We start from the raw sequence: 20,619 nt of genomic DNA on the forward strand, positions 1-20,619 counted from the left end.
CTATGTAACCGGGGCGGGTTAAGCGCGCCCCGGTTCTTTTTGACTCTCCCACCGCCATCCCAACGGGGCCTCCCATGTCATTATCCTGGCTGCTGCTTATCCTTCTTGCTTTGGCAGTAATCGGTTACCTTTCGGGGCGGGCACGCGCTCTGGCCAGTGCCGGAGGTGACGCGCGCGATCTGCATTCCCTGCCGTCCTATTACGGGTACAACGTCGCGCTGACTGCGCTGGTTCCGGCGCTGGCGCTGCTGATCGTCTGGTTGCTTGCACAGCCGGTGATCGTAAACAGCACGATTTCAGGGATGATCCCGGAAGCAGCAATCGCAGAAGGTACCGACCGAGGGCTTGTACTGAGCGAAGTGCGCCGCGTTGCAGATGGGCTGGACGGTGCTGTTAACCTGGGCACGATGACCGAGGCGCAGGCCCGAAACGCCGAGGCCGATATCGACGTGCTGACCCAGCAGCTGAAAGATGCCGGACAGGTACTGACGCAGGACATCACCAAACCGATTTTGGTCGCCGCACAGAAATACCGCAGCATGACTGCGACCGGGACGGTCGCGATGCAGGTTCTGGTTTTGCTGGTGGCACTGATCGGGGCCGCGTTCGCCTATATTCGTACGCACAAAGAGTTCCGCGCGCGTAACGTGGTCGAACAGGGGGTTCTGGCGCTGCTGCTACTGGCTGCTTCGATCGCCATTTTGACCACGGTCGGCATCGTGCTGTCGATGTTCTTTGAAACGCTGAACTTTTTTCAACTGCATTCTTGGAAAGACTTCTTCTTCGGCAGCACATGGGCTCCTAACTTTCGGGGCGGCAGTGAGCTGTCGATCCTGCCGCTCTTGTGGGGCACACTTTATATCTCGCTGGTCGCGTTGCTGGTGGCGGTTCCAATCGGCCTGTTTGCCGCGATTTATCTCTCGGAATACGCCTCGGGCGCGGTGCGCTCTGCCGCCAAGCCGTTGCTGGAAATCCTCGCTGGCATTCCGACCATCGTATACGGTCTGTTCGCCTTGCTGACCGTTGGCCCCGCACTGGTTTCGATGTTCGGAGAGGGCGGCGCGTTGGGCGTGGGTTGGATGGCCAGCTCGAACGCCGTGCTGACCGCCGGGCTTGTGATGGGCATTATGCTGATCCCCTTTGTCTCGTCCCTGTCGGATGACATCATCAACGCGGTGCCGCAATCGATGCGTGACGGCTCGCTGGGACTGGGCGCGACGCATTCTGAAACCGTGCGTCAGGTGGTTCTGCCCGCCGCTCTGCCGGGGATCGTAGGTGCGATCCTGCTGGCCGCCAGCCGCGCCATTGGGGAAACGATGATCGTTGTGATGGCTGCCGGGGCAATCGCTAAATTCTCGGGCAACCCGTTCGAGGCCATGACCACGATTACCACCCGGATCGTCAGCCAGCTGACCGGGGACACCGACTTTGCCAGCCCCGAAACGTTGGTGGCCTTTGCGCTGGGTCTGACCTTGTTCGTCATCACGCTGGGGCTGAACATCTTTGCCCTCTACATCGTACGTAAATACCGGGAGCAGTACGAATGACCGATATTTCTCAATCGCCGAACACTGCTCCGGCCGCAAAGCCCAAAGGCGGATCGCTGTTCGAACAGGACGCCCGTACCAAAAAGCGCAACGCGGCCGAAACCCGGTTCAAGATGTACGGTATCATCGCCATCGGGATCGGCTTGCTGATGCTGATTGTTCTGGTCACAAACATTATCACTGCGGGAACCGGTGCCTTCCAGCAGAGCTTTCTTGAACTGAATGTTGAGCTGAAGGAAGACAAGCTGGACAAGAAGGGCAATCGCAATATCGACGACATCAAGAAGGTTTCGACTTTCGGGTATGCCCCTCTGATCGCATCGGCCATCGTAAGCGAAGTTCAAAAGCTGGGCATTCAGACGGACCTGAAACCCAAGGATATGGGAAAGATTCTGTCTAAAGCGGCACAAGCTGAACTGCGGAACTATGTCATAGCTAACCCCGATGAGATCGGTAAAACCATCAGCTTCCGCTTTCTGGTCAACAGCCGTGTCGATGGCTACATGAAGAGTCGTGTGACGCGCGAGTCCATCGCCAATGACAAAAGCACATCAGTCGAGCAACTGAATCTGGTTGATCAACTACGCGATGCAGGGGTGCTGTATAAAGCGTTTAACCCTGACTTTATCCTGGGCTCGGACGCATCCGATCAACGGCCGGAAGCCGCCGGGATTGGTGTGTCGATGCTGGGTTCGCTGTTCATGATGCTGGTGGTTCTGGCGCTGGCGTTGCCAATCGGCGTTGCGGCCTCGATCTATCTTGAGGAATTCGCCCCGCAGAACCGGCTGACCGACATCATCGAGGTGAATATCTCGAACCTGGCCGCCGTGCCGTCCATCGTGTTCGGTATTCTGGGCCTTGCCGTGTTCATCAACTATATGCACCTGCCTACGTCGGCGCCGCTGGTGGGCGGTCTGGTGCTGACGCTGATGACTTTGCCGACGATCATCATCTCGACCCGCGCGTCGCTGAAGGCGGTGCCGCCGTCAATCCGGGATGCCGCACTTGGGGTAGGGGCCTCGAAAATGCAGGCGGTGTTCCACCATGTTCTGCCACTGGCCGCGCCCGGTATCCTGACCGGCACAATCATTGGTCTTGCTCAGGCTTTGGGTGAAACTGCACCACTGCTGCTGATCGGGATGGTGGGCTTTATCGCCTCGAACCCGCCCGACGGGCTGGTGGCGGGCTTCCTGTCCCCGAACTCGGCCATGCCGGCGCAGATCTACGAATGGTCCAAACGCGCCGACCCGGCCTTTTACGAACGCGCATGGGGGGGCATCATCATTCTGCTGCTTTTTCTCGTGACGATGAATACAATCGCGGTCATCTTGCGCCGCCGCTTTGAACGCCGCTGGTAAGAGGGGGCTGTGATGAACGATATGACACGAGTGGAGAGAGACGTGGACTCCAAAACAATCAAGATCGCCGCTAAGAACGTGCAGGTCTATTACGGCGATACCCATGCCATCAAGGACGTGGATGTCGAGATCGAAGACAAGACCGTGACCGCGTTCATCGGCCCTTCGGGCTGTGGCAAGTCTACGTTTCTGCGCTGCTTGAACCGGATGAACGATACGATCGATATCTGTCGGGTAAAGGGCGATATCCTGCTGGATGGCGAGGATATCTATGACAAGCGCGTCGATCCGGTGCAGTTGCGCGCCAAGGTGGGTATGGTCTTCCAGAAGCCCAACCCGTTCCCCAAGTCGATCTATGACAACGTGGCCTATGGCCCGCGCATTCATGGGCTGGCCAAGAACAAGGCGGAACTGGACGAGATTGTCGAGAAATCCCTGCGCCGAGGCGCAATCTGGGACGAGGTCAAGGATCGTCTGGACGCCCCCGGCACCGGCCTGTCGGGCGGTCAGCAGCAGCGACTATGCATCGCGCGCGCTATCGCTACAGCGCCCGAGGTTTTGCTGATGGACGAGCCGTGCTCGGCTCTGGACCCGATTGCAACCGCACAGGTTGAGGAACTGATCGACGATTTGCGCACACGCTTTTCAGTTGTGATCGTGACCCATTCGATGCAGCAGGCCGCGCGGGTCAGTCAGAAAACGGCGTTTTTCCATCTGGGTAATCTGGTCGAGTTTGGTGAAACGGGTCAGATTTTCACCAACCCCGAAGATCCCCGCACCGAAAGCTACATCACTGGCCGGATCGGCTGAGGACAGGTAATTGAGTATGACCGAACAACATATTGCATCCGCCTTCGACCGTGATCTCGAAGCCATTCAGGCGCACATCATGAAGATGGGCGGGCTGGTCGAAGCCGCGATCATGAACTCGGCCCGATCGCTGGAATCACGCGACGAAGAGTTGGCGCAGAATGTGCGGCAGGGCGACAAGGCCATCGATGCGCTTGAGGAACTGATCAACGAAGAAACCGCGCGTCTGATTGCCCTGCGCGCCCCGACAGCAGGGGACCTGCGTCTGGTCCTGTCGGTATTGAAAGTCTCGGCAAACCTTGAACGGATCGGTGACTATTCCAAAAACATTGCCAAGCGGACCACGGTTCTGGTGAACACGGGCGAGATCAACGGCAGCGCCGCCGCCTTGCGTCGTATGGCCCGCGAGGTTGAGCATATGCTGCGTGATGCCCTGGACGCCTATATTCAGCGCGATGCGGAGCTGGCAACCGATGTGATCGAACGCGACGAGGAAGTCGACCAGATGTATAACGGTTTGTTCCGCGAGTTTCTGACATTTATGGCTGAAGATCCGCGAAACATCTCGTCCTGCATGCACCTGCATTTCATTGCCAAGAACATCGAGCGCATGGGCGACCACGTCACCGCGATCGCCGAGCAGGTGGTTTATCTCGTTACGGGCGAACGTCCAACCGAAGCACGTCCGAAGGCCGACATTACATCACATACCCCTCAGGAGATCTGACCAATGTCTGCGGACCAACCAACAGTTCTGGTTGTCGAGGATGAACTGGCCCAACGCGAGGTGCTTGCCTACAATCTGGAGGCCGAGGGTTTTCGCGTCTCCAAGGCCGAAAACGGCGACGAGGCGATGTTGCTGGTGGATGAGGATTGCCCCGACATCATCGTTCTGGACTGGATGATGCCAAATCTCAGCGGGATCGAGGTATGCCGGCGTCTGAAAACCCGACCGGACACGCGATCTATTCCGATCATCATGTTGTCGGCGCGGTCTGAAGAGGTCGACAAGGTCCGGGGGCTGGAAACCGGTGCGGACGACTATGTGGTCAAACCTTATTCCGTCGTGGAACTGATGGCGCGGGTCCGGACTCAGTTGCGGCGCGTGCGCCCGGCGACTGTGGGCATCCGTCTGGAATTCGACGATATCATCCTGGATTCCGAAACCCACAAGGTCAGTCGGGACAACAAACCGCTCAAACTCGGCCCGACCGAGTTTCGCTTGCTGAGCACCTTCATGGAAAAGCCGGGCCGCGTCTGGAGTCGCGAGCAATTGCTGGACCGGGTCTGGGGTCGCGACATCTATGTAGATACGCGCACCGTGGACGTTCATATCGGGCGTCTGCGTAAGGCACTGACTCAGCATGGCGGCGAAGATCCGGTTCGGACCGTGCGCGGTGCGGGATATGCGCTTGGCTAAGACCTAACGCGGCAGCGTTTCATCTGTTTGTGCCTGTGACGCGAGCCAGTGCCGAAACTGCCTGAGGGTGGGGTCGTCCGATTTCTCTGTCGGCCAAACCAGATAATACGCGCCCACCGTCTCAACGGCGTCCGAAAAGGCGGCGATCAGCTGACCGGTCGCAAGGTCCTGTTCGATCAGGTAATTCGGCAGCAATGCGATACCCAGCCCGTGCAAAGCGGCCTGGTTCAGGGTCGTGAACTGATCGTGGACCATGCCGGGCAGGGGGGACGGGGCCGTCACACCCATTTGCCGGAACCAGTCCTGCCAGGCGCGCGGTCGTGTCTGAATGTGCAATAATGGCAGTTTCAGCAACTCATCTGGCGATTGGGGCATGCCCTTTGGCAGCAGGCCTGGCGCGCACACGGGCAGAACACGTTCGGTTTTTAACAGCAAACGGTCCGTTCCCGGCCAATCCGGTTCACCAAAATGCAGCGCAGCATCGAAAGATTCATTGGCAAAGTTGAAGGGGCGCAGTCGGCTGGACATGTTGATGGTGATATCGGGATGGCCGCGCGTGAAATCCGGCAGTCTTGGCACCAGCCAGCGCATCCCGAAGGTCGGCAGAATTGCTAGGTTAAGCGTCCCGCCGACAGGTGCGATATGCAGTTTCAGTGCCGCCTGCGCGATCTGGGCCAAAGCGGGACGAATATGTTCGACATAGTCTTGTCCGGCTTGCGTCAGCCGTAGTCGCTTTCGATCCCGGTGCACCAGAACAGCGCCCAATTGGGTTTCAAGGGTTTGAAGCTGACGGCTGATGGCGCTCTGGGTCAAGGCCATTTCCTCGGCCACGGCAGACGCGGAACCAAGCCGATCTAGGGCTTCCAGTGCACGCAGGGTCGAGATTGGGGGAAGAACAGGACGGTTGGCTTTCATCTATGCGTTTTAGTCATGAAAACTTGAAAATGTCTCGCTGTTTTTTGCGGAATACTCAGATTACAGTACGGCCAAGCAGTTTCCATGGAGCCCAAAAATGAATGCGCCTGACCGCAAACCGACATTGAAAGCCAAAGATGCACCCGAACTGGGCGGTTTCTCGTGGGAGGATCCGTTTCGTCTGGCAGACCAGCTGGAAGAAGATGAGCGCCTGATCGCCGACAGTGCGCGAGCCTATTCGCAGGAAAAACTGCAACCACGGGTTACCAAAGCGTTTCAGAACGAAGAAACCGACCCGGAAATATTCCGCGAAATGGGCGAAATGGGTCTGCTGGGTACCACAATCCCAGAAGAATACGGAGGGCTTGGCGCAGGGTACGTAACCTATGGTCTCGTTGCGCGGGAAGTTGAGCGGGTGGATTCCGGCTATCGCTCGATGATGTCGGTGCAAAGCTCGTTGGTGATGTATCCGATATATGCCTATGGCAGCGAAGAACAGCGTCGTAAATACCTGCCAAAACTGTCGAGCGGTGCGTGGATTGGCTGTTTTGGTCTGACCGAAGCTGACGCAGGTTCGGATCCGGCGGCGATGAAGACACGGGCCGAAAAGATCGACGGCGGCTATCGCCTGACTGGCAGCAAAATGTGGATATCGAATGCGCCGATTGCGGATGTGTTTGTCATCTGGGCCAAGTCCGACGCTCATGACGGTAAAATCCGGGGCTTCGTTCTGGACAAAGGCACAAAAGGCCTGAGCGCACCGAAGATCGAAAACAAACTCAGCCTACGCGCGTCGATCACCGGCGAAATCGTTTTGGATGGCGTCGAAGTGGACGAGGGCGCCTTACTGCCGCATGTGCAGGGTCTGAAAGGCCCGTTCGGCTGTCTGAACCGCGCGCGTTATGGCATCGGCTGGGGCGTGATGGGTGCTGCGGAATGCTGCTGGCACGCGGCGCGGCAATATGGTCTGGACCGTCGTCAGTTCAATCGTCCTCTGGCACAAACGCAGCTGTTCCAGCGCAAGCTTGCGGATATGCAGACCGAGATCGCGCTGGGTTTGCAAGCCAGCCTGCGCGTTGGACGATTGATGGATCAGGCCGAAGCGGCACCCGAGATGATCTCGATCATCAAGCGTAACAACTGCGGCAAAGCACTGGATATTGCACGGATGGCGCGGGATATGCACGGGGGGAATGGCATCTCGCTGGAATTTCAGGTGATCCGTCACATGGTGAACCTTGAGACAGTCAATACTTATGAGGGCACACATGACGTCCATGCGTTGATCCTGGGGCGGGCCCAGACTGGACTACAGGCGTTTTATTAAGCCCATCACTATGTTGCAACCAAGTAGAAATGTCACCGGGTTCGCAAAGCAGGAATGTCAACATAGTGCGCTACGGTAGCAAAACCTGACAGGGCGGAGACTTCATATATCGCAGCCCTGGCTGGCTTTGCGTTTTCTGTCCGCGAGTGTGTTCCAACCGTTGTTTCTGCGCCCGTTCTTGCGATATCCATTGCGATCGCTTTCTGGTTTGACTGTGGTTTTGATTGGGCCTCTTTCCTGTTCTTCCTTGATATGGGCGAGGACAGCGCCGAGGCGCTTGTTTTCCGTGATTGCGGCATGTGTGACGCGCTGCTGGTGCGGATCGAAGATGCTGCAGGGCAGGGCAACGCCTTTTGCACGTACTTGGATCCGACCATCTGCGAACTCGTAGGTATCGACGTATTTGCCGACCAGGCCGCGCGAGAGATCATTGACCTCTAATCTGATGCGCTTGCGGTCGTACTTCGGCGTCAAATCTCTGGTCACATAGCGTTTGTTGCGCAGACAGAAGACTTCGGCGAGGCGATCCGGTTCAATGTTCAAAGCGCGGTGCAGGTTGTCTGGCTTAGCCGGAGCTTTGGCGAACCTGGCGTTATAGCGCTCGACAAAGTCTGTCAGGAACGCGTTGCCATCATCTATGTTTGAGATGCCCGCAATGCGCAGTTCTTTGACCAAACGATCTTGTAGCGTCCGGTTTGCACGCTCGACCCGACCTTTGGCTTGAGAGGAATTGGCGCAGATGATCTCGACGTTCAGTTCCGCCAGTGCGCGGCCGAACTGTGTCATGCCAGTCATATGTTTGTTAGGCTTGGGAACTCGAAAGACGGTGTGTTTGTCACTGTAGAAAGCGACGGGACGGCCATGCTTAAGCAGGTAGCGCTCCAAGGCTTCGAAGTAGCTGAACGTGCTTTCGGAAGTCACAAACCGCAACTCCATCAACGTGCTGGTAGCGTCATCAATGAAGACGAGCAGGGTGCAGGGGTCGTTTCGATCCTCGAACCATCGGTGATCCGAACCATCAATCTGGATCAGCTCGCCATAGCATTCACGGCGTAGACGTGGCTGGTGGAAAGTCCGTCGCTGTTTGCGCGACAGCCAAATCCCGTCTTCGACCATCCATTTGCGCAATGTCTCGCGTGAGACCTTGAACCCGTGATGTTCAGCCAATTTTTCAGCGGCCAAAGTCGGCCCGAAATCAGCATAGCTTTCTTTGATCAACGCCAAGGCATAGTCGCGCTTTGCCTTGTGAATCCGGTTGTTCGGAGGTTTGCCGCGCGCCTTGTGCCGGATCGCAGTTGCTCCATCCACGCGATATCGCCTCAACAGCCGAAACACCTGGCGCCGCGTCAGATCCAGCAGGTTGGCCGCATTATCAACTGTCAGCCGGCCATCATCGACCTGCGCCAACACCTCTACGCGGTTCAAATCGCGCTCGCTCATCATCACCCAACCCATGTCCACTCGTCCTCAATGATTTTTGAGGGTAGAGTGACATTCCTGAATTGCTCATGGGTGACATTTTAGCTTTGCGGCTACATCACTAAGTTTCGTATAATTGGTATTATGTAAAAGAAAGATACCGCCATGTAACCCAATTGGCGGTGCCTTCTCATGGTGTTACGCTGGTTTGTGAAACCAAACGTCACAGGATGTGCCATGCAGCTTCAGAACAAAACCGTCGTGATCACCGGCGCAGCCAGTGGCATTGGCAAAGGTCTCGCGCAGCGGTTTGCCAAAGATGGCGCGCATGTCATTTGTTCGGATATCAACGTGACAGGTGTCGAAACCGTTGCACGTGAGATTGGTGGCCGCGCCCTGTCTTGCGATGTCGCGGATGAAACTGCGATCCAGACTTTGATCGAAACGGTTGAGCGTGACTGCGGCCCAATCGATCTGTTCTGCGCGAATGCGGGTATTTTGACATTGGGTGGCCTTGACGTTCCGGATGCAGAATGGGAACGGATTTGGAAGATCAACGTGATGTCGCATGTATGGACCGCACGGCATTTGATCCCGCGCATGGTTGCGCGCGGCGGCGGCTCTCTGATGATGACGGCATCGGCCGCCGGATTGCTGAACCAGCCGGGTGCTGCGCCATATGGAGTGACAAAACACGCCACCATCGGTTTGGCTGAGTGGATTGCGCTGACCTATGGGCACAAGGGTATTCGGGTCTCGGTGCTGTGTCCTCAGGCTGTGCGATCAGAAATGACCCGTGGGTTCGAGGATTCGGTGGCATCCATCGATGGGATGCTGGAGCCGGAAGACGTAGCTCAGGCCTGTGTTGACGCGTTGGAAAAAGAAGAATTCCTGATCCTGCCACACCCGCAAGTTCTTGATTACATACGCATGAAGACAGCCGACTATGATCGATGGTTACTTGGTATGAACAAGCTAAATCAACAGTTTATCGGCAACTCCTAAGGCTTCGTCCGTCGCCGTTGCAATCCCTCCTGCGCGACGGATGCAACCAATGTGCCGTCCTGTGCGAAGATTGAGCCCCGGTTGAAACTGCGTCCCTGCCCGGTCCAAGGAGCCTCCATCGCATAAAGATGCCAATTCTGAAACTGCACCGGCGCGTGAAACCACAGGGCGTGGTCCAAACTGGCGGCGTCGACCTCCCCCGTAAACCAACTCAGCCCATGCGGCCGTAAACCAGAACTCAGCAAACTCATATCCGACGCATAGGCCAGCAATAGATGTTGCGTGACCGTATCCGCACGATCCGCTGCACCCATACGGAACCAGAGCTGGTGCTTGTCATCTGCGATCTCTGGCTGAAACAAGTCCAAAGGCGCAACATCGCGAACCTCGATCGGGCGTTCGCGCAGCAATTCGGATTTGAATTTCTCTGGCACACGAGACAGGTATTTCTGCCGAAGTTCATCGCGCGAGCGATGATGTTGCGGCTCGGCAATCCCTGGCATCGGATGTTGATACGTCCAGCCGTCATCTTGTTTGTGAAAGGATGCGGACATGTTGAGAATCTGTTTGCCATGCTGGATTGCAACCACTCGGCGGGTGGTGAATGATCCTCCGTCCCGGGCGCGATCCACCTGATAAATAACAGGAATAGATGGATCACCGGGGCGAATGAAATACGCGTGCAGCGAATGACATAACCGGTCTTCGACAGTCCGGTAAGCCGCCGCCAGGGCCTGTGCAATCACCTGACCGCCAAAGATGCGGGTCGGCGTTTCACCGCCCGAGCCGGTGCCGCGGAACAGATCGACCTCAAGCCCTTCAATATTCAATAAATCCAGCAGGATACGTTCAGCTTCGGTCATGTTTGCGCTCCGCATTGGGTGGCACAGCGGTAGCATTCACCGCCGTGTCAATCAATCAGTGCCCCGAGGACAAGCGCCTTGAGTTCAGAGCGCGACGGGTATGAGCTGGAGGGCGATAGTTGGGTGAAGAATACACAGGACACTGCGTTAACCGGATCGATCCAGTAATAGGTCGATGCCATCCCGCCCCAGCCGAAATCACCGACCGAGCCCGGCGTACGAGTGCGTGCCGGGTCGAGGACGACGGCGCCACCGATCCCAAACCCGGTACCGTCCATTGGCTGTTCGGCAAAGCTTTTTGGTCCCATTGATGCAATGTCGCCGGGCAGATGGTTTCGCATCATGTAGTCGACGATTGCCGGGCTTAGAAGCCTTACGCCGTCAAGATGCCCCCGGTTTAGCAGCATTCGAGAAAACCGGCTGTAATCGTCCAGAGTGCTGATCAACCCGCCGCCTCCCGAAAAGGTCGTCGCCTTCAGAAAGGGTGAATCTGTGGCGTCATCCACCAATCGCAAAGTCTCGCCGCCCGATTTTGACGCATTCAGCGCCATCGCATCGCCTTCCAGCGGTGTGTAAAGCGATGCGAACCGGTCCCCTGCCCCATCCGGCACCGAGAATCCGGTGTTGTGCATGTTCAGCGGGTCGAGAATCCAGTCGGTAAAGAACCTGTCCAGCGGTTGTCCGGACACCACTTCGATCACCCGACCAATGACATCGATGCCGACCGAGTATTCCCAGCGTGACCCCGGACGAAACGCCAAAGGCAAGTCTGCCAAAGCCAAGACCCGATCTGCCAAGGGACCCTGGTTCGGCCCGAAGATCAGATCTTGATCGTCCATGGCCTCTGGCAACAGCCCCGGATTGAACGGGTAACTGAACCCGCTCGTATGTGTCAAAATCTGATGCAGGGTTGGCGTCGGAACGTTTTCGGTCTGATCTATCCGTGTTGCACCCGGAACAAGAGCCTGCATCGATTTGAATTCCGGCAGAAATTCTGAAAGCGGTGCGTCCAGGTGAAACAACCCGTGTTCCAGTAGCATCATCAGGGCCGCGGATGTGACGGGTTTTGTCATTGAATAGATACGTACCAGGCTATCACGTTGAAACGGTAAGCCGTGTTCAACCGAGCGATGGCCACAGGCGTGAAAAAAGACCTCGTGACCTTTGTGGTGTATCAGGACGGAACTGCCGGGGTATTTCCGTTCATCCACATAACGTTGCATCCAGTCGCTGATGCGGCCGAGCGAGGACGGATCGAATTCCATACGGTAACTCCGGTCTGGTGTTTCCTGAACTTTGCCGCGAGACGCGCCGAAACAACAGAGAAATCCATTTTGGCACGGGGTTTATATTCACGGTGCGTAAAATATCTACGGTCGATGTGACATGTGGCCCCGCCGGTCGTGTTTGGTGTCAATGTACCTGTGTAACCATCTGATTAATACTACATCAACGCGTTTAAGCCATGCCGGGAAAATACGGGCACATAGGCCCCAAAAGCACGTGCGCGGGTCGGATCAGACGCGTTCCCATCCAACGCGCGCTTGTAGACGCCCTGTAAAATCGCCGCCATTCGGAAGAAGTTGAATGCGAGATAAAAGCCGAAATTGTCAATTCCGGCGATATCTCGACGGCGGCAATACGCATCTACAAAGACCTGATCAGACGGCAGACCCAACGCCGCACGATCTACTCCTGCCAGCCCACGCCCTTCTTTGCCTGGCGGAAGCTGCCACTGCATAATGACGGCCGCCAGATCGGCATAGGGATGCCCGATTGTCGAAAGCTCCCAATCCAGAACGCCGATGCAGTTTGTTCCATCCGATTGGAACATCATGTTGTCGATACGGTAATCTCCGTGGACCAGCGTGCGCTGGCCGTCATCCGCTGGTATCTGCCGTTCAAGCGTGGTGATCAGGTTATCCATTTCCGGGATCGTCTCAGTTTCGGAGGCGCGGTATTGCTTGGTCCAGCGTGCCAACTGCCGTTCAAAGTAGTTCCCCGGCGGCCCGTAATCCGACAAACCTACGGCGTCGATATTAACCGCATGCAGCGTCGCCAGCACGCGATTCATCTCGTCCAGAATGCGTGCGCGGGTTTCATTGCTCTCACCCTCCATCAGCGGGTCCTGAAAACTGCGGCCCTGCAGATGCTCCATGATGTAAAACGCCGATCCGATCACACTTTCGTCTTCGCACAGCACATGCATCCGCGGCACCGGAACGCCGCTGCCCGCCAAGGCCTTCTGAACGCGGAATTCGCGATCCACAGCATGTGCCGATTTCAGCAATACGCCCAAAGGCTTGCGACGCAATACATAAGACTGCCCCGGACATTCCAACAGATAAGTCGGGTTCGATTGGCCAACCGCAAATTTCGTGGCGCTGACGGGGCCATGAAACCCCTCAATGTTCGCTTCAAGATACGCAGTTACTGCGTTCAAATCCAATGTGGTTGTCGGCTCTGACATGTGGACACCCTAGACGATTACAGCGCTTCGGCAAAGATATTGCCTGCCGTTTGCACGTTGATCCCGCCGGATACTGGAATGACGCCGCCGGTCACATAGCTACCGCCCCGTCCACACAGGAACAAAAGGCATCCGGCAATGTCGTCGTCGCGGCCCACCCGGCCCAGAGGCACAGATTTGCCCACTTTTTCACGGGTCTCCAGGTCCTGCGTTGCAAAGGCGGTCATGCGTGAGACAAACGGCCCGGGAGCCAGTGCGTTCACTGTGACGCGGTAAGGGGCCAGTTCCTTGGCCATGATTTTGGTGAGGTGGATAACCGCGGCCTTGGACGCGGAATAGCTGTAGGCACCATCTCCCATCGGAACCTCTCCCATAACCGAGGCGACATTTACGACCCGGGCCGGGTCGTCGTCCGAGCCAGAATGCATCAGAAGGGGCAGCAGTTTTTGGGTCAGCTCGAATATCCCGGCCACGTTCACCGACATCACCTTGTCCCAGGCGTCATAGGGAAACTGACCCATTGGTGCACCCCATGATACACCGGCGTTGTTCATCAGAATATCAAGAGTTTGCGTCCGACTTTTAACTTCGTCTACCAGCGCTTGTATGCCGACTTCGCTACCGATATCCCCGGCAAACCCTTCTGCCGACCCGGGGGCATCCAGTGCGTTCATCTCTTCCGCCACGGCTACGCATGCCTCGCCCTTGCGGGACGCGATCAGAACCCGCGCACCCGCGCGCACCAAGGCCTCGGCGGCCATGCGCCCGATGCCGGTTGCGCCACCAGTCACCAGAGCCGTTTTGCCGTTCAAAGAAAACAATGTTTCGGGTGTCACAGGGCATCCTCCGTCAGTATTTGCATTAACCATCGAAGCTGACCCCAAGGAAAACGGTCCGCACTCGGCTATTGGCTTGACAACATCTGTTTGCAATCCAACGATTTCACAAACCATGAGGCAAGGGGCAAGAACCACAGATGCAAGCATTACTCAGCGTAACGCCGGGCGGGCCTGAAACTCTGGAGATGACCTCGCTGCCGGATCCCACGCCTCAGAAGGGGCAGATTCTGATCCGGGTGCACGCGGCAGGAGCAAACTTTCCCGATACGCTTGTGATCCGGGACTTGTACCAGATCAAACCACCCCGGCCCTTTGCACCCGGCGGTGAGGTCGCCGGCGAGGTGATCGCGTTGGGCGAAGGTGTCAGCGGATTTGTCCCCGGTGACCGGGTTCTGGCGCTGACCGGGCATGGCGGGTTTGCCACGCACCTGACCCTAACGGCCAAATCTGCGGTGAAGATGCCAGACGCGATGCCATATGAAGACGCAGCCTGTTTCATCTTCACTTATGGAACATCCTATCACGCGCTCAAGGACCGGGCGGCGGTGGCTGCTGGTGAGACGGTGCTGATCCTCGGGGCGGCAGGCGGCGTTGGCTCTGCCGCAATAGAACTGGCCAAAGCAATGGGCGCACGGGTCATTGCTGCGGTCTCATCACAAGACAAAGCTGCGTTCTGCAAAGACCTTGGTGCAGATGAAACCCTTGTTTATCCGCGTGATCTGGACAAGGCCGCCCAAAAAGAGCTGTCAGCCCAGATCAAGGCGCTGGCGGGCGGAGAAGGCGTCGATGTGGTCTATGACGCGGTTGGCGGAGATTACGCCGAACCAGCGTTGCGCAGCATGGCATGGAACGGTCGTTATCTGGTGGTTGGCTTCCCGGCGGGTATTCCAAGCCTTCCGCTCAATCTGACCTTGCTCAAAGGATGTCAGGTCGTAGGCGTGTTTTGGGGGGCATCCGTGTTCAGGGACCCCAAAGGTCATGCCCAGAACATGTCAGACCTGTTCAACATGTATGCATCTGGCGAGATCAAACCGCGGATCACAGCCCGATTTCCACTGAAACGCGCTGGTGATGCGCTGGAAATGCTGAGCAATCGGTCGGTTCTGGGCAAGGTTGTCGTTCTGATGGACGATATGTGACGCGCGTTACAGCGCAAACCCGTGCTCTTTGACAACATAATGAACCAAGTGTGGTGGCGCGACCCTGACGCCGCTGGACCTCCGCATGTTTCATGCGTAAGGAAAATATTAAGTTGGGGACAGTTTGACGATGCAGAATATCCTGGTTTTGAATGGTCCGAACCTGAACATGCTGGGTATCAGGCAGCCTGAGGTTTACGGTCGTACATCGCTGAAAATGCTCGAGGAGCTGTGCGTGTCGCATGGCGCGACGCTGGGGCAGACTGTCACGCATTTTCAATCCAACCACGAAGGTGCCTTGGTTGACGCAATTCACGCCGCGCGGGGGACGCAGGACGGCATTGTCCTGAATGCCGGGGCGTATACACATACATCGATTGCCCTGATGGACGCGATCTCGTCCGCCGAGGTTCCTGTGGTCGAAGTGCACATGTCCAACATTCACGCACGCGAATCATTTCGGCACAAATCCTACATTTCCCGAGTTGCCATCGGCCTGATTTGTGGTTTCGGGGCGCAAAGCTATGTCCTCGCCCTTGAGGCACTGGCAGCGCATATTCGTGCGGAGGGCGCGGGATGAACCTCAAAGAGTATCTCAATTTTCTAAGTTATACGAAAACGCTGGAAGAGCTTTGGGATGCACATTGCCGTCAGATGGCGCAATTTGGTTTTGACCGTCTCTTGTACGGCCACACCCAGTTCCGCACGGCGACCTCGTTGGGCGATCCGGAAGACTTTGTCATCCTGACCAATCACTGCAATGACTATCTGAACGGTTTTCTCCGCTCGGGCCTGTATTTCCATGCGCCGATGTTGAAATGGGCGCTGAAGAATGAAGGGGCCGCCAGTTGGAGCATGATCGGGGATATGATGTCCAATGACGTACTGTCAGCGGATGAACTCAGAGTGTTTGAATTCAATAAATCCCGTGGAATCACTGCAGGTTACACCGTCAGCTTCACATCAGTTTCCATGCGGTCCAAAGGGGCTATCTCGCTGTGTTCCAGAAACAGCGAGAGCCAGGACGAGGTCGATGAGATCTGGCGTGAACATGGCGACGACATTCTGTTGATGAACAACGTGGCGCACCTTAAGATTCTGACCCTGCCCTACAATGCGCCCAACCGCGCGTTGACAAAACGCCAACGCGAGGCGCTGCAATGGGTGGGTGACGGTAAGACCACGCAGGACATCGCGTTACTGATGGGGCTGACTGCCGCTACGGTCGAAAAACACCTGCGTCTGGCGCGCGAATCCCTGTGTGTAGAGACAACGGCACAGGCCGTTCTAAAGGCGTCTTTGCAGAATCAGATGTTTGTGATGGAAGCCTAGGGCTGGCTATGATGCTAAGCCGCGTCAGTTGACGCTAGGTAAGGAAATCATTACTTTCCAAAGACACCCTCTAAGTTGCAAAGTGATAATGTTCCGTGAGTGGTGGCTTTAGCCAGGGAACATTTGGTCAGACCTCTGCAATACCAGAGCTCTCTGATCGCTCTGACATGGGGGCGCCTATTTGTCCGCGTGCCTACGTTGGAATTTGTGAGGGGTCCTGTCCATCCCCATCATGCAGGGCCCCTCATTCTATTTCAGGACCCGTTTTCTGCAGTTCTTGTTACGCATGAAAAAACCGGCCACGCGATGCGGCCGGTTTCATAACATTCAAAGGACCCTTTTCTGGGGCCAGCGTCTTTAGCCCTGAGCGGCCTTGGCGACTTCGGCTGCGAAGTCTTCTTTTTCGACCACGATGCCTTCGCCAACTTCCAGACGGATAAAGCCTGTGATGGTGGCACCCGCTTCCTTGGCTGCCGCTTCGACGGTCAGGTCAGGGTTCACAACAAAAGACTGGTTCAGCAGAGTCGACTCGGCCACGAATTTCTTCATGCGGCCTTCGATCATCTTTTCGATCACCTGCTCCGGCTTGCCGGATTCGCGGGCGATGTCCATCTGAACCTGCTTTTCCTTTTCGACAACAGCCGGATCCATGTCCGCCTCGGACAGGGCCGCCGGGTTCACAGCCGCGATGTGCATCGCAACCTGTTTGCCGATCGCTTCGTCGCCGCCAGTCAGAGCAACCAGAACACCGATTTTGCCCATGCCGTTGGTGGCTGCGTTGTGGACATAGGACACAACGGTGTCGCCCGACAGCTTCGCCATACGGCGCACCGACATGTTCTCTCCGATGGTCGCGATCTTGTCGGTCAGAGTGTCGGCAACGTTCTTGCCGCCCAGATCAGCGGCCAGCAGGGCCTCGACGTCAGCAACGCCTTCCGCTGCATAAGCGATCTTGCCGACCATTTCCTGGAACTCGGCGTTCTTCGCAACGAAGTCGGTTTCCGAGTTCACCTCGACCGCAACACCGTTGCCGCCATTGACGTGAACAGCAACCAGACCTTCGGCTGCGGTACGGCCCGATTTCTTGGCCGCTTTGGCCAGGCCTTTGGTGCGCAGCCAGTCAACGGCTTCGTCCATGTTGCCGCCAGTTTCGGTCAGCGCTTTTTTCGCGTCCATCATGCCTGCGCCAGTCGAGTCGCGCAGTTCTTTCACCATTGCTGCTGTGATTGCCATCTTTGGCTCTCCTCAATTCAAACGGATTAGGGGCAGGTCTACCCTGCCCCATATGTCATTCACGTGACGGGCAGCTTACGCCTGCGCCGGAGCTTCGGCTTCGGCGGGCGCTTCTTCCGCAACGACTTCTTCAACCGGCGCTTCCTCGAACGCACCCAGGTCAACACCTGCAGCACCCATCTGAGCGGTCATACCGTCCAGCGCGGCACGAGCGGCCAGATCGCAATACAGAGCGATTGCGCGGGCTGCGTCATCGTTGCCGGGGATGATGTAGTCAACACCGTCGGGCGAGCAGTTGGTGTCGACAACAGCCACAACCGGGATACCCAGTTTGTTGGCTTCGGCGATGGCCAGTGCTTCTTTCTTGACGTCGATGACGAACAGCAGGTCAGGAACGCCGCCCATCTCGCGGATACCGCCCAGCGAGGCCTGCAGCTTCTGCTGGTCACGCTCCATGCCCAGACGCTCTTTCTTGGTCAGGCCCTCGGCGCCCGATTCCATCGCTTCGTCGATCTGGTTCAGACGGTTGATCGACTGGGAAACGGTTTTCCAGTTGGTCAGCGTGCCGCCCAGCCAACGGTGGTTCATGAAGTACTGGGCCGACTTTTCGGCCGCTTCAGCGATCGGGCCAGCGGCCTGACGCTTGGTCCCAACGAACAGAACGCGGCCACCTTTTGCGACGGTGTCACGCACGGCCTGCAGCGCCTGATCCAGCATCGGAACAGTCTGGGTCAGGTCCATGATGTGGATGCCATTGCGCGAGCCGTAAATGAACGGGCCCATGCGGGGATTCCAACGCTGTGTCTGGTGACCAAAGTGAACGCCAGCTTCCAGCAGCTGACGCATGGTGAACTCGGGAAGAGCCATGCTTTACTTTCCTTTTCCGGTTTACGCCTCGGCGGGGGTGAAAGAAGCGGATGCTCCAACCGGCGGGCCGGATAAGGATGTCTCCCCTAAACAGCCCAAACCCCGCCTGCGGGTTTGAATGGCGCGCGTATATGACAGGATTGGATGGGGCGCAAGGGTCAAACGCCCTTATTTTTCAAGCCGTGCGAGGGCATGGGCATGGCGCACGACCTCTTCACAATGCGCGGCCAGTTGTTTGCGGTTGTCGAAATCGTTAACCCGCGCGGGTGCGTGATAGATCAACTCAACCGATCCCTGTCGGCGCGCGCCCAGCGTTTTGATCAGATGCGGTCCGAAATCCATATCGCCCCACCAGCCATAGAACCTGTCAGGCTGGCCTTTGGGTGCGTGAAAAATAACCGAGACCGGTTGCACATACATAAAACTACGCAGATCATCTGCAAAGAATGCCGCGAAGAGTGTTGTTTTAAAAGGTAAAACGCGCAGCCCGTCGGTCGAGGTGCCCTCGGGGAAAAACAACAGTTTATGCCCTGCATTCAAACGTTCCTGAAAAACACGGGTCTGTTCGCGGGCTTTCTTCGGGTTGCGTTCGATAAAGACGGTTCCAGTGGCCCGGGCCAGCCAGCCGATGCCAGGCCAACTGGCAACTTCGGCCTTCGACACAAAGTAAATCCGTTTGCGTGCGTTCAGCGCAAAGATATCCAGCCACGAGGAGTGATTGGCCACTACTGCACCATGTTCGTGCATCAAAGTGCCTGAGGTGCGAAATCCCATGCCCAGGATGCGGAATGCATTGCGGCACACGAATTGGGTGATAAACGGCGTCACCGGGCGGCGGACGCCAAACAGCGGACGCTCGACCAAGCGGACGCTTAGTAGTACGATAAGCCCCCCGAAGACCAGCAAAGCCAACGGCAACCCACGCAACAGGACCAACGTCCAGCCAAGCAGGCCAAGCCGGATCGGGTCAGGTGCGTCGTCGCTGTCCCAAAGGGGTTCGTTCACCGGATTACGCCCCGCTATACATACGGCGCTGTCGCTCGTTCATCCGTGCCGTGTCGAGGATCAGGCACACATCGGTGGTGTTAAAGCTGTGATCGATGAACGCGCCCTCGCCCACGTAACCTCCCAACCGCAGATAGGCTTTGATCAGGGCGGGAACCTGCACCATCGCTGCGCGACGGTCCAGGTCGTCGGGTGCAACCAGATCCATGGATTGAAACACGCCGGGCTGGGCGCGCACGCGCAATTCTGGTGGGGCAATATGGTTGTGGTGAAGCAAGGACAGCGGTTGGGCCAATGCCTCAATATCGGTGCCGTGGAAACTGGCGACGCCGAACAAAACCTCGATCTTGTGCTCGGCCACATACCGCCCCAGACCGTTCCAAAGATGGTACAGCGCCGTACCTCCGCGATAGTCGGGATGAACGCAGGACCGCCCAAGTTCCAGCAACTTGCGCCCGCTGTTCTTCAGAACAGTCAGATCGTATTCATCTTCTGAGTAGAACTGCCCGAGTTCCGCTGCACGTTCGCCCGGTAACAGTCTGTAAACGCCAACAACTTTGCCGGTTGAGTTGTCATAGACCAGCATGTGGTCGAAATAGGGGTCAAAGCGGTCCTGCTCCAGGCCGGATGCGTGGTCGACCAAGTCACCACCGCCGCCCAGTTCGCGAACAAAGACATCATAGCGCAGCCGCTGAGCGGCCTTCAGCTCGACCTCGGTCTCGGCGAGTTTCACGGTGAATGAGGGGCCTGCATCCGGCATGTGCTGTGTCCGTTCTTGCTTCTGCGCGCTGATACCTCAGTTTTTCGGCGGAAGGCAACTGCCGTAGCTCTGGCCAAGGTTGTTAACCTTTCCTAAACCAGTTTCACGGATCAAAGACCGGCATCAGGGCGATGCGTGTCCCGTCGATCACCACTTTCCCCTGCTCGCGAAAGTTAACGGTGATCTTGCCGCCGATGTTGGACTGTACCTGTCCAACGCCCCAGTCGGGGTAGTCGGGGTGACGGACATACATGCCCGGTGCAAGAATTGCATTGAGGTCTGACATGGCTGGGCTCCGGGTCCGGCGGCA

General features: G+C 57.0%; 21 protein-coding genes. 10 read left to right on the forward strand and 11 right to left on the reverse strand.

Going from position 1 to position 20,619, the window contains the following annotated elements; genetic code table 11:
- Positions 1–74: 74 nt before the first annotated feature.
- From pstC to phoB, 5 genes are read left to right on the forward strand one after another with little or no spacing between them, the layout of a single operon-like run.
- Positions 75–1,547 (forward strand): phosphate ABC transporter permease subunit PstC, encoded by a 1,473-nt coding sequence (gene pstC, locus ACR0K4_RS10975; protein ID WP_480853982.1) that lies wholly within the window; start codon positions 75–77, stop codon positions 1,545–1,547.
- Positions 1,544–2,905: a phosphate ABC transporter permease PstA gene (pstA, locus tag ACR0K4_RS10980; protein ID WP_480853983.1), complete on the forward strand. Its 1,362-nt coding sequence runs from the start codon at positions 1,544–1,546 to the stop codon at positions 2,903–2,905. The genes pstC and pstA overlap by 4 nt, the downstream gene beginning before the upstream one ends.
- A 12-nt stretch (positions 2,906–2,917) precedes the next feature.
- On the forward strand, positions 2,918–3,715 hold the full coding sequence (pstB, locus tag ACR0K4_RS10985) for a phosphate ABC transporter ATP-binding protein PstB (protein ID WP_480853984.1): 798 nt from the start codon (positions 2,918–2,920) through the stop codon (positions 3,713–3,715).
- 16 nt (positions 3,716–3,731) lie between these two features.
- Complete coding sequence (gene phoU / locus ACR0K4_RS10990) at positions 3,732–4,442, forward strand: phosphate signaling complex protein PhoU (RefSeq protein WP_480520426.1); 711 nt, start codon at positions 3,732–3,734, stop codon at positions 4,440–4,442.
- A gap of 3 nt (positions 4,443–4,445) precedes the next feature.
- Positions 4,446–5,135: a phosphate regulon transcriptional regulator PhoB gene (gene phoB, locus ACR0K4_RS10995; RefSeq protein ID WP_480520425.1), complete on the forward strand. Its 690-nt coding sequence runs from the start codon at positions 4,446–4,448 to the stop codon at positions 5,133–5,135.
- 3 nt (positions 5,136–5,138) lie between these two features.
- Here the strand turns inward: phoB and ACR0K4_RS11000 are convergent, their stop codons facing one another.
- Positions 5,139–6,050 (reverse strand): LysR family transcriptional regulator, encoded by a 912-nt coding sequence (locus ACR0K4_RS11000; protein ID WP_480520423.1) that lies wholly within the window; start codon positions 6,048–6,050, stop codon positions 5,139–5,141.
- A gap of 97 nt (positions 6,051–6,147) precedes the next feature.
- Here ACR0K4_RS11000 and ACR0K4_RS11005 point away from each other — a divergent pair, with 97 nt between their 5' ends.
- On the forward strand, positions 6,148–7,377 hold the full coding sequence (locus tag ACR0K4_RS11005) for an acyl-CoA dehydrogenase (RefSeq protein WP_480853985.1): 1,230 nt from the start codon (positions 6,148–6,150) through the stop codon (positions 7,375–7,377).
- Between the two features lie 102 nt (positions 7,378–7,479).
- On the opposite strand, the gene ACR0K4_RS11010 is transcribed toward ACR0K4_RS11005, so the two are convergent.
- The gene (locus tag ACR0K4_RS11010) at positions 7,480–8,832 is read right to left on the reverse strand and encodes an ISNCY family transposase (protein WP_480853986.1); all 1,353 of its coding nucleotides are present in this window, start codon (positions 8,830–8,832) and stop codon (positions 7,480–7,482) included.
- Between the two features lie 201 nt (positions 8,833–9,033).
- Between ACR0K4_RS11010 and ACR0K4_RS11015 the strand changes: the two genes are divergently transcribed.
- Positions 9,034–9,801 (forward strand): SDR family oxidoreductase, encoded by a 768-nt coding sequence (locus ACR0K4_RS11015; RefSeq protein ID WP_480853987.1) that lies wholly within the window; start codon positions 9,034–9,036, stop codon positions 9,799–9,801.
- On the opposite strand, the gene ACR0K4_RS11020 is transcribed toward ACR0K4_RS11015, so the two are convergent.
- The 4 genes from ACR0K4_RS11020 to ACR0K4_RS11035 all read right to left on the reverse strand — a co-directional run bounded on the left by ACR0K4_RS11020 (position 9,798) and on the right by ACR0K4_RS11035 (position 13,970).
- Positions 9,798–10,664 carry an acyl-CoA thioesterase gene (locus ACR0K4_RS11020; protein WP_480520417.1) on the reverse strand — a complete coding sequence of 289 codons (867 nt, stop codon included), beginning with the start codon at positions 10,662–10,664 and terminating at the stop codon, positions 9,798–9,800. The genes ACR0K4_RS11015 and ACR0K4_RS11020 overlap by 4 nt on opposite strands.
- Positions 10,665–10,711: 47 nt before the next feature.
- Positions 10,712–11,929: a serine hydrolase domain-containing protein gene (locus ACR0K4_RS11025; RefSeq protein ID WP_480853988.1), complete on the reverse strand. Its 1,218-nt coding sequence runs from the start codon at positions 11,927–11,929 to the stop codon at positions 10,712–10,714.
- Between the two features lie 179 nt (positions 11,930–12,108).
- The gene (locus tag ACR0K4_RS11030) at positions 12,109–13,134 is read right to left on the reverse strand and encodes a phosphotransferase family protein (RefSeq protein ID WP_480853989.1); all 1,026 of its coding nucleotides are present in this window, start codon (positions 13,132–13,134) and stop codon (positions 12,109–12,111) included.
- Between the two features lie 17 nt (positions 13,135–13,151).
- Entirely contained in the window at positions 13,152–13,970 is an 819-nt protein-coding gene (locus ACR0K4_RS11035) for an SDR family NAD(P)-dependent oxidoreductase (RefSeq protein WP_480853990.1), read from the reverse strand.
- A gap of 140 nt (positions 13,971–14,110) precedes the next feature.
- On the opposite strand from ACR0K4_RS11035, the gene ACR0K4_RS11040 reads away from it, so the two are divergent.
- The 3 genes from ACR0K4_RS11040 (at position 14,111) to ACR0K4_RS11050 (ending at position 16,444) form a co-directional block, all read left to right on the forward strand.
- Positions 14,111–15,112: an NADPH:quinone oxidoreductase family protein gene (locus ACR0K4_RS11040; protein ID WP_480853991.1), complete on the forward strand. Its 1,002-nt coding sequence runs from the start codon at positions 14,111–14,113 to the stop codon at positions 15,110–15,112.
- Positions 15,113–15,242: 130 nt separating this feature from the next.
- Positions 15,243–15,692 (forward strand): type II 3-dehydroquinate dehydratase, encoded by a 450-nt coding sequence (gene aroQ / locus ACR0K4_RS11045; protein WP_480853993.1) that lies wholly within the window; start codon positions 15,243–15,245, stop codon positions 15,690–15,692.
- A complete protein-coding gene (locus ACR0K4_RS11050; RefSeq protein ID WP_480520405.1) occupies positions 15,689–16,444 on the forward strand; it encodes an autoinducer binding domain-containing protein in 756 nt (251 codons plus the stop codon). The genes aroQ and ACR0K4_RS11050 overlap by 4 nt, the downstream gene beginning before the upstream one ends.
- A gap of 357 nt (positions 16,445–16,801) precedes the next feature.
- On the opposite strand, the gene tsf is transcribed toward ACR0K4_RS11050, so the two are convergent.
- From tsf to ACR0K4_RS11075, 5 genes are all read right to left on the reverse strand, one after another.
- Positions 16,802–17,677, reverse strand: a complete 876-nt coding sequence (gene tsf, locus ACR0K4_RS11055) for a translation elongation factor Ts (RefSeq protein ID WP_480520403.1) — start codon at positions 17,675–17,677, stop codon at positions 16,802–16,804.
- A gap of 75 nt (positions 17,678–17,752) precedes the next feature.
- On the reverse strand, positions 17,753–18,544 hold the full coding sequence (gene rpsB / locus ACR0K4_RS11060; RefSeq protein ID WP_480520402.1) for a 30S ribosomal protein S2: 792 nt from the start codon (positions 18,542–18,544) through the stop codon (positions 17,753–17,755).
- 168 nt (positions 18,545–18,712) lie between these two features.
- Positions 18,713–19,549, reverse strand: coding sequence for a lyso-ornithine lipid O-acyltransferase (gene olsA, locus ACR0K4_RS11065; protein ID WP_480520401.1), 837 nt, complete (start codon positions 19,547–19,549; stop codon positions 18,713–18,715).
- Positions 19,550–19,553: 4 nt separating this feature from the next.
- Positions 19,554–20,309, reverse strand: a complete 756-nt coding sequence (olsB, locus tag ACR0K4_RS11070) for an L-ornithine N(alpha)-acyltransferase (protein ID WP_480520399.1) — start codon at positions 20,307–20,309, stop codon at positions 19,554–19,556.
- A 103-nt stretch (positions 20,310–20,412) separates the two neighbouring features.
- On the reverse strand, positions 20,413–20,595 hold the full coding sequence (locus ACR0K4_RS11075; RefSeq protein WP_480520397.1) for a DUF3553 domain-containing protein: 183 nt from the start codon (positions 20,593–20,595) through the stop codon (positions 20,413–20,415).
- Positions 20,596–20,619 lie beyond the last annotated feature (24 nt).

The sequence above is a fragment of the Ruegeria sp. K11 genome, from assembly GCF_056531905.1.

Bases quoted from the DNA above. Each gene is read 5' to 3' on its own strand.
- pstC (WP_480853982.1), top strand. From the start codon at position 75: ATGTCATTATCCTGGCTGCTGCTTATCCTTCTTGCTTTGGCAGTAATC.
- pstA (WP_480853983.1), top strand. From the start codon at position 1,544: ATGACCGATATTTCTCAATCGCCGAACACTGCTCCGGCCGCAAAGCCC.
- pstB (WP_480853984.1), top strand. From the start codon at position 2,918: ATGAACGATATGACACGAGTGGAGAGAGACGTGGACTCCAAAACAATC.
- phoU (WP_480520426.1), top strand. From the start codon at position 3,732: ATGACCGAACAACATATTGCATCCGCCTTCGACCGTGATCTCGAAGCC.
- phoB (WP_480520425.1), top strand. From the start codon at position 4,446: ATGTCTGCGGACCAACCAACAGTTCTGGTTGTCGAGGATGAACTGGCC.
- ACR0K4_RS11000 (WP_480520423.1), bottom strand. From the start codon at position 6,050: ATGAAAGCCAACCGTCCTGTTCTTCCCCCAATCTCGACCCTGCGTGCA.
- ACR0K4_RS11005 (WP_480853985.1), top strand. From the start codon at position 6,148: ATGAATGCGCCTGACCGCAAACCGACATTGAAAGCCAAAGATGCACCC.
- ACR0K4_RS11010 (WP_480853986.1), bottom strand. From the start codon at position 8,832: ATGGGTTGGGTGATGATGAGCGAGCGCGATTTGAACCGCGTAGAGGTG.
- ACR0K4_RS11015 (WP_480853987.1), top strand. From the start codon at position 9,034: ATGCAGCTTCAGAACAAAACCGTCGTGATCACCGGCGCAGCCAGTGGC.
- ACR0K4_RS11020 (WP_480520417.1), bottom strand. From the start codon at position 10,664: ATGACCGAAGCTGAACGTATCCTGCTGGATTTATTGAATATTGAAGGG.
- ACR0K4_RS11025 (WP_480853988.1), bottom strand. From the start codon at position 11,929: ATGGAATTCGATCCGTCCTCGCTCGGCCGCATCAGCGACTGGATGCAA.
- ACR0K4_RS11030 (WP_480853989.1), bottom strand. From the start codon at position 13,134: ATGTCAGAGCCGACAACCACATTGGATTTGAACGCAGTAACTGCGTAT.
- ACR0K4_RS11040 (WP_480853991.1), top strand. From the start codon at position 14,111: ATGCAAGCATTACTCAGCGTAACGCCGGGCGGGCCTGAAACTCTGGAG.
- aroQ (WP_480853993.1), top strand. From the start codon at position 15,243: ATGCAGAATATCCTGGTTTTGAATGGTCCGAACCTGAACATGCTGGGT.
- ACR0K4_RS11050 (WP_480520405.1), top strand. From the start codon at position 15,689: ATGAACCTCAAAGAGTATCTCAATTTTCTAAGTTATACGAAAACGCTG.
- tsf (WP_480520403.1), bottom strand. From the start codon at position 17,677: ATGGCAATCACAGCAGCAATGGTGAAAGAACTGCGCGACTCGACTGGC.
- rpsB (WP_480520402.1), bottom strand. From the start codon at position 18,544: ATGGCTCTTCCCGAGTTCACCATGCGTCAGCTGCTGGAAGCTGGCGTT.
- olsB (WP_480520399.1), bottom strand. From the start codon at position 20,309: ATGCCGGATGCAGGCCCCTCATTCACCGTGAAACTCGCCGAGACCGAG.
- ACR0K4_RS11075 (WP_480520397.1), bottom strand. From the start codon at position 20,595: ATGTCAGACCTCAATGCAATTCTTGCACCGGGCATGTATGTCCGTCAC.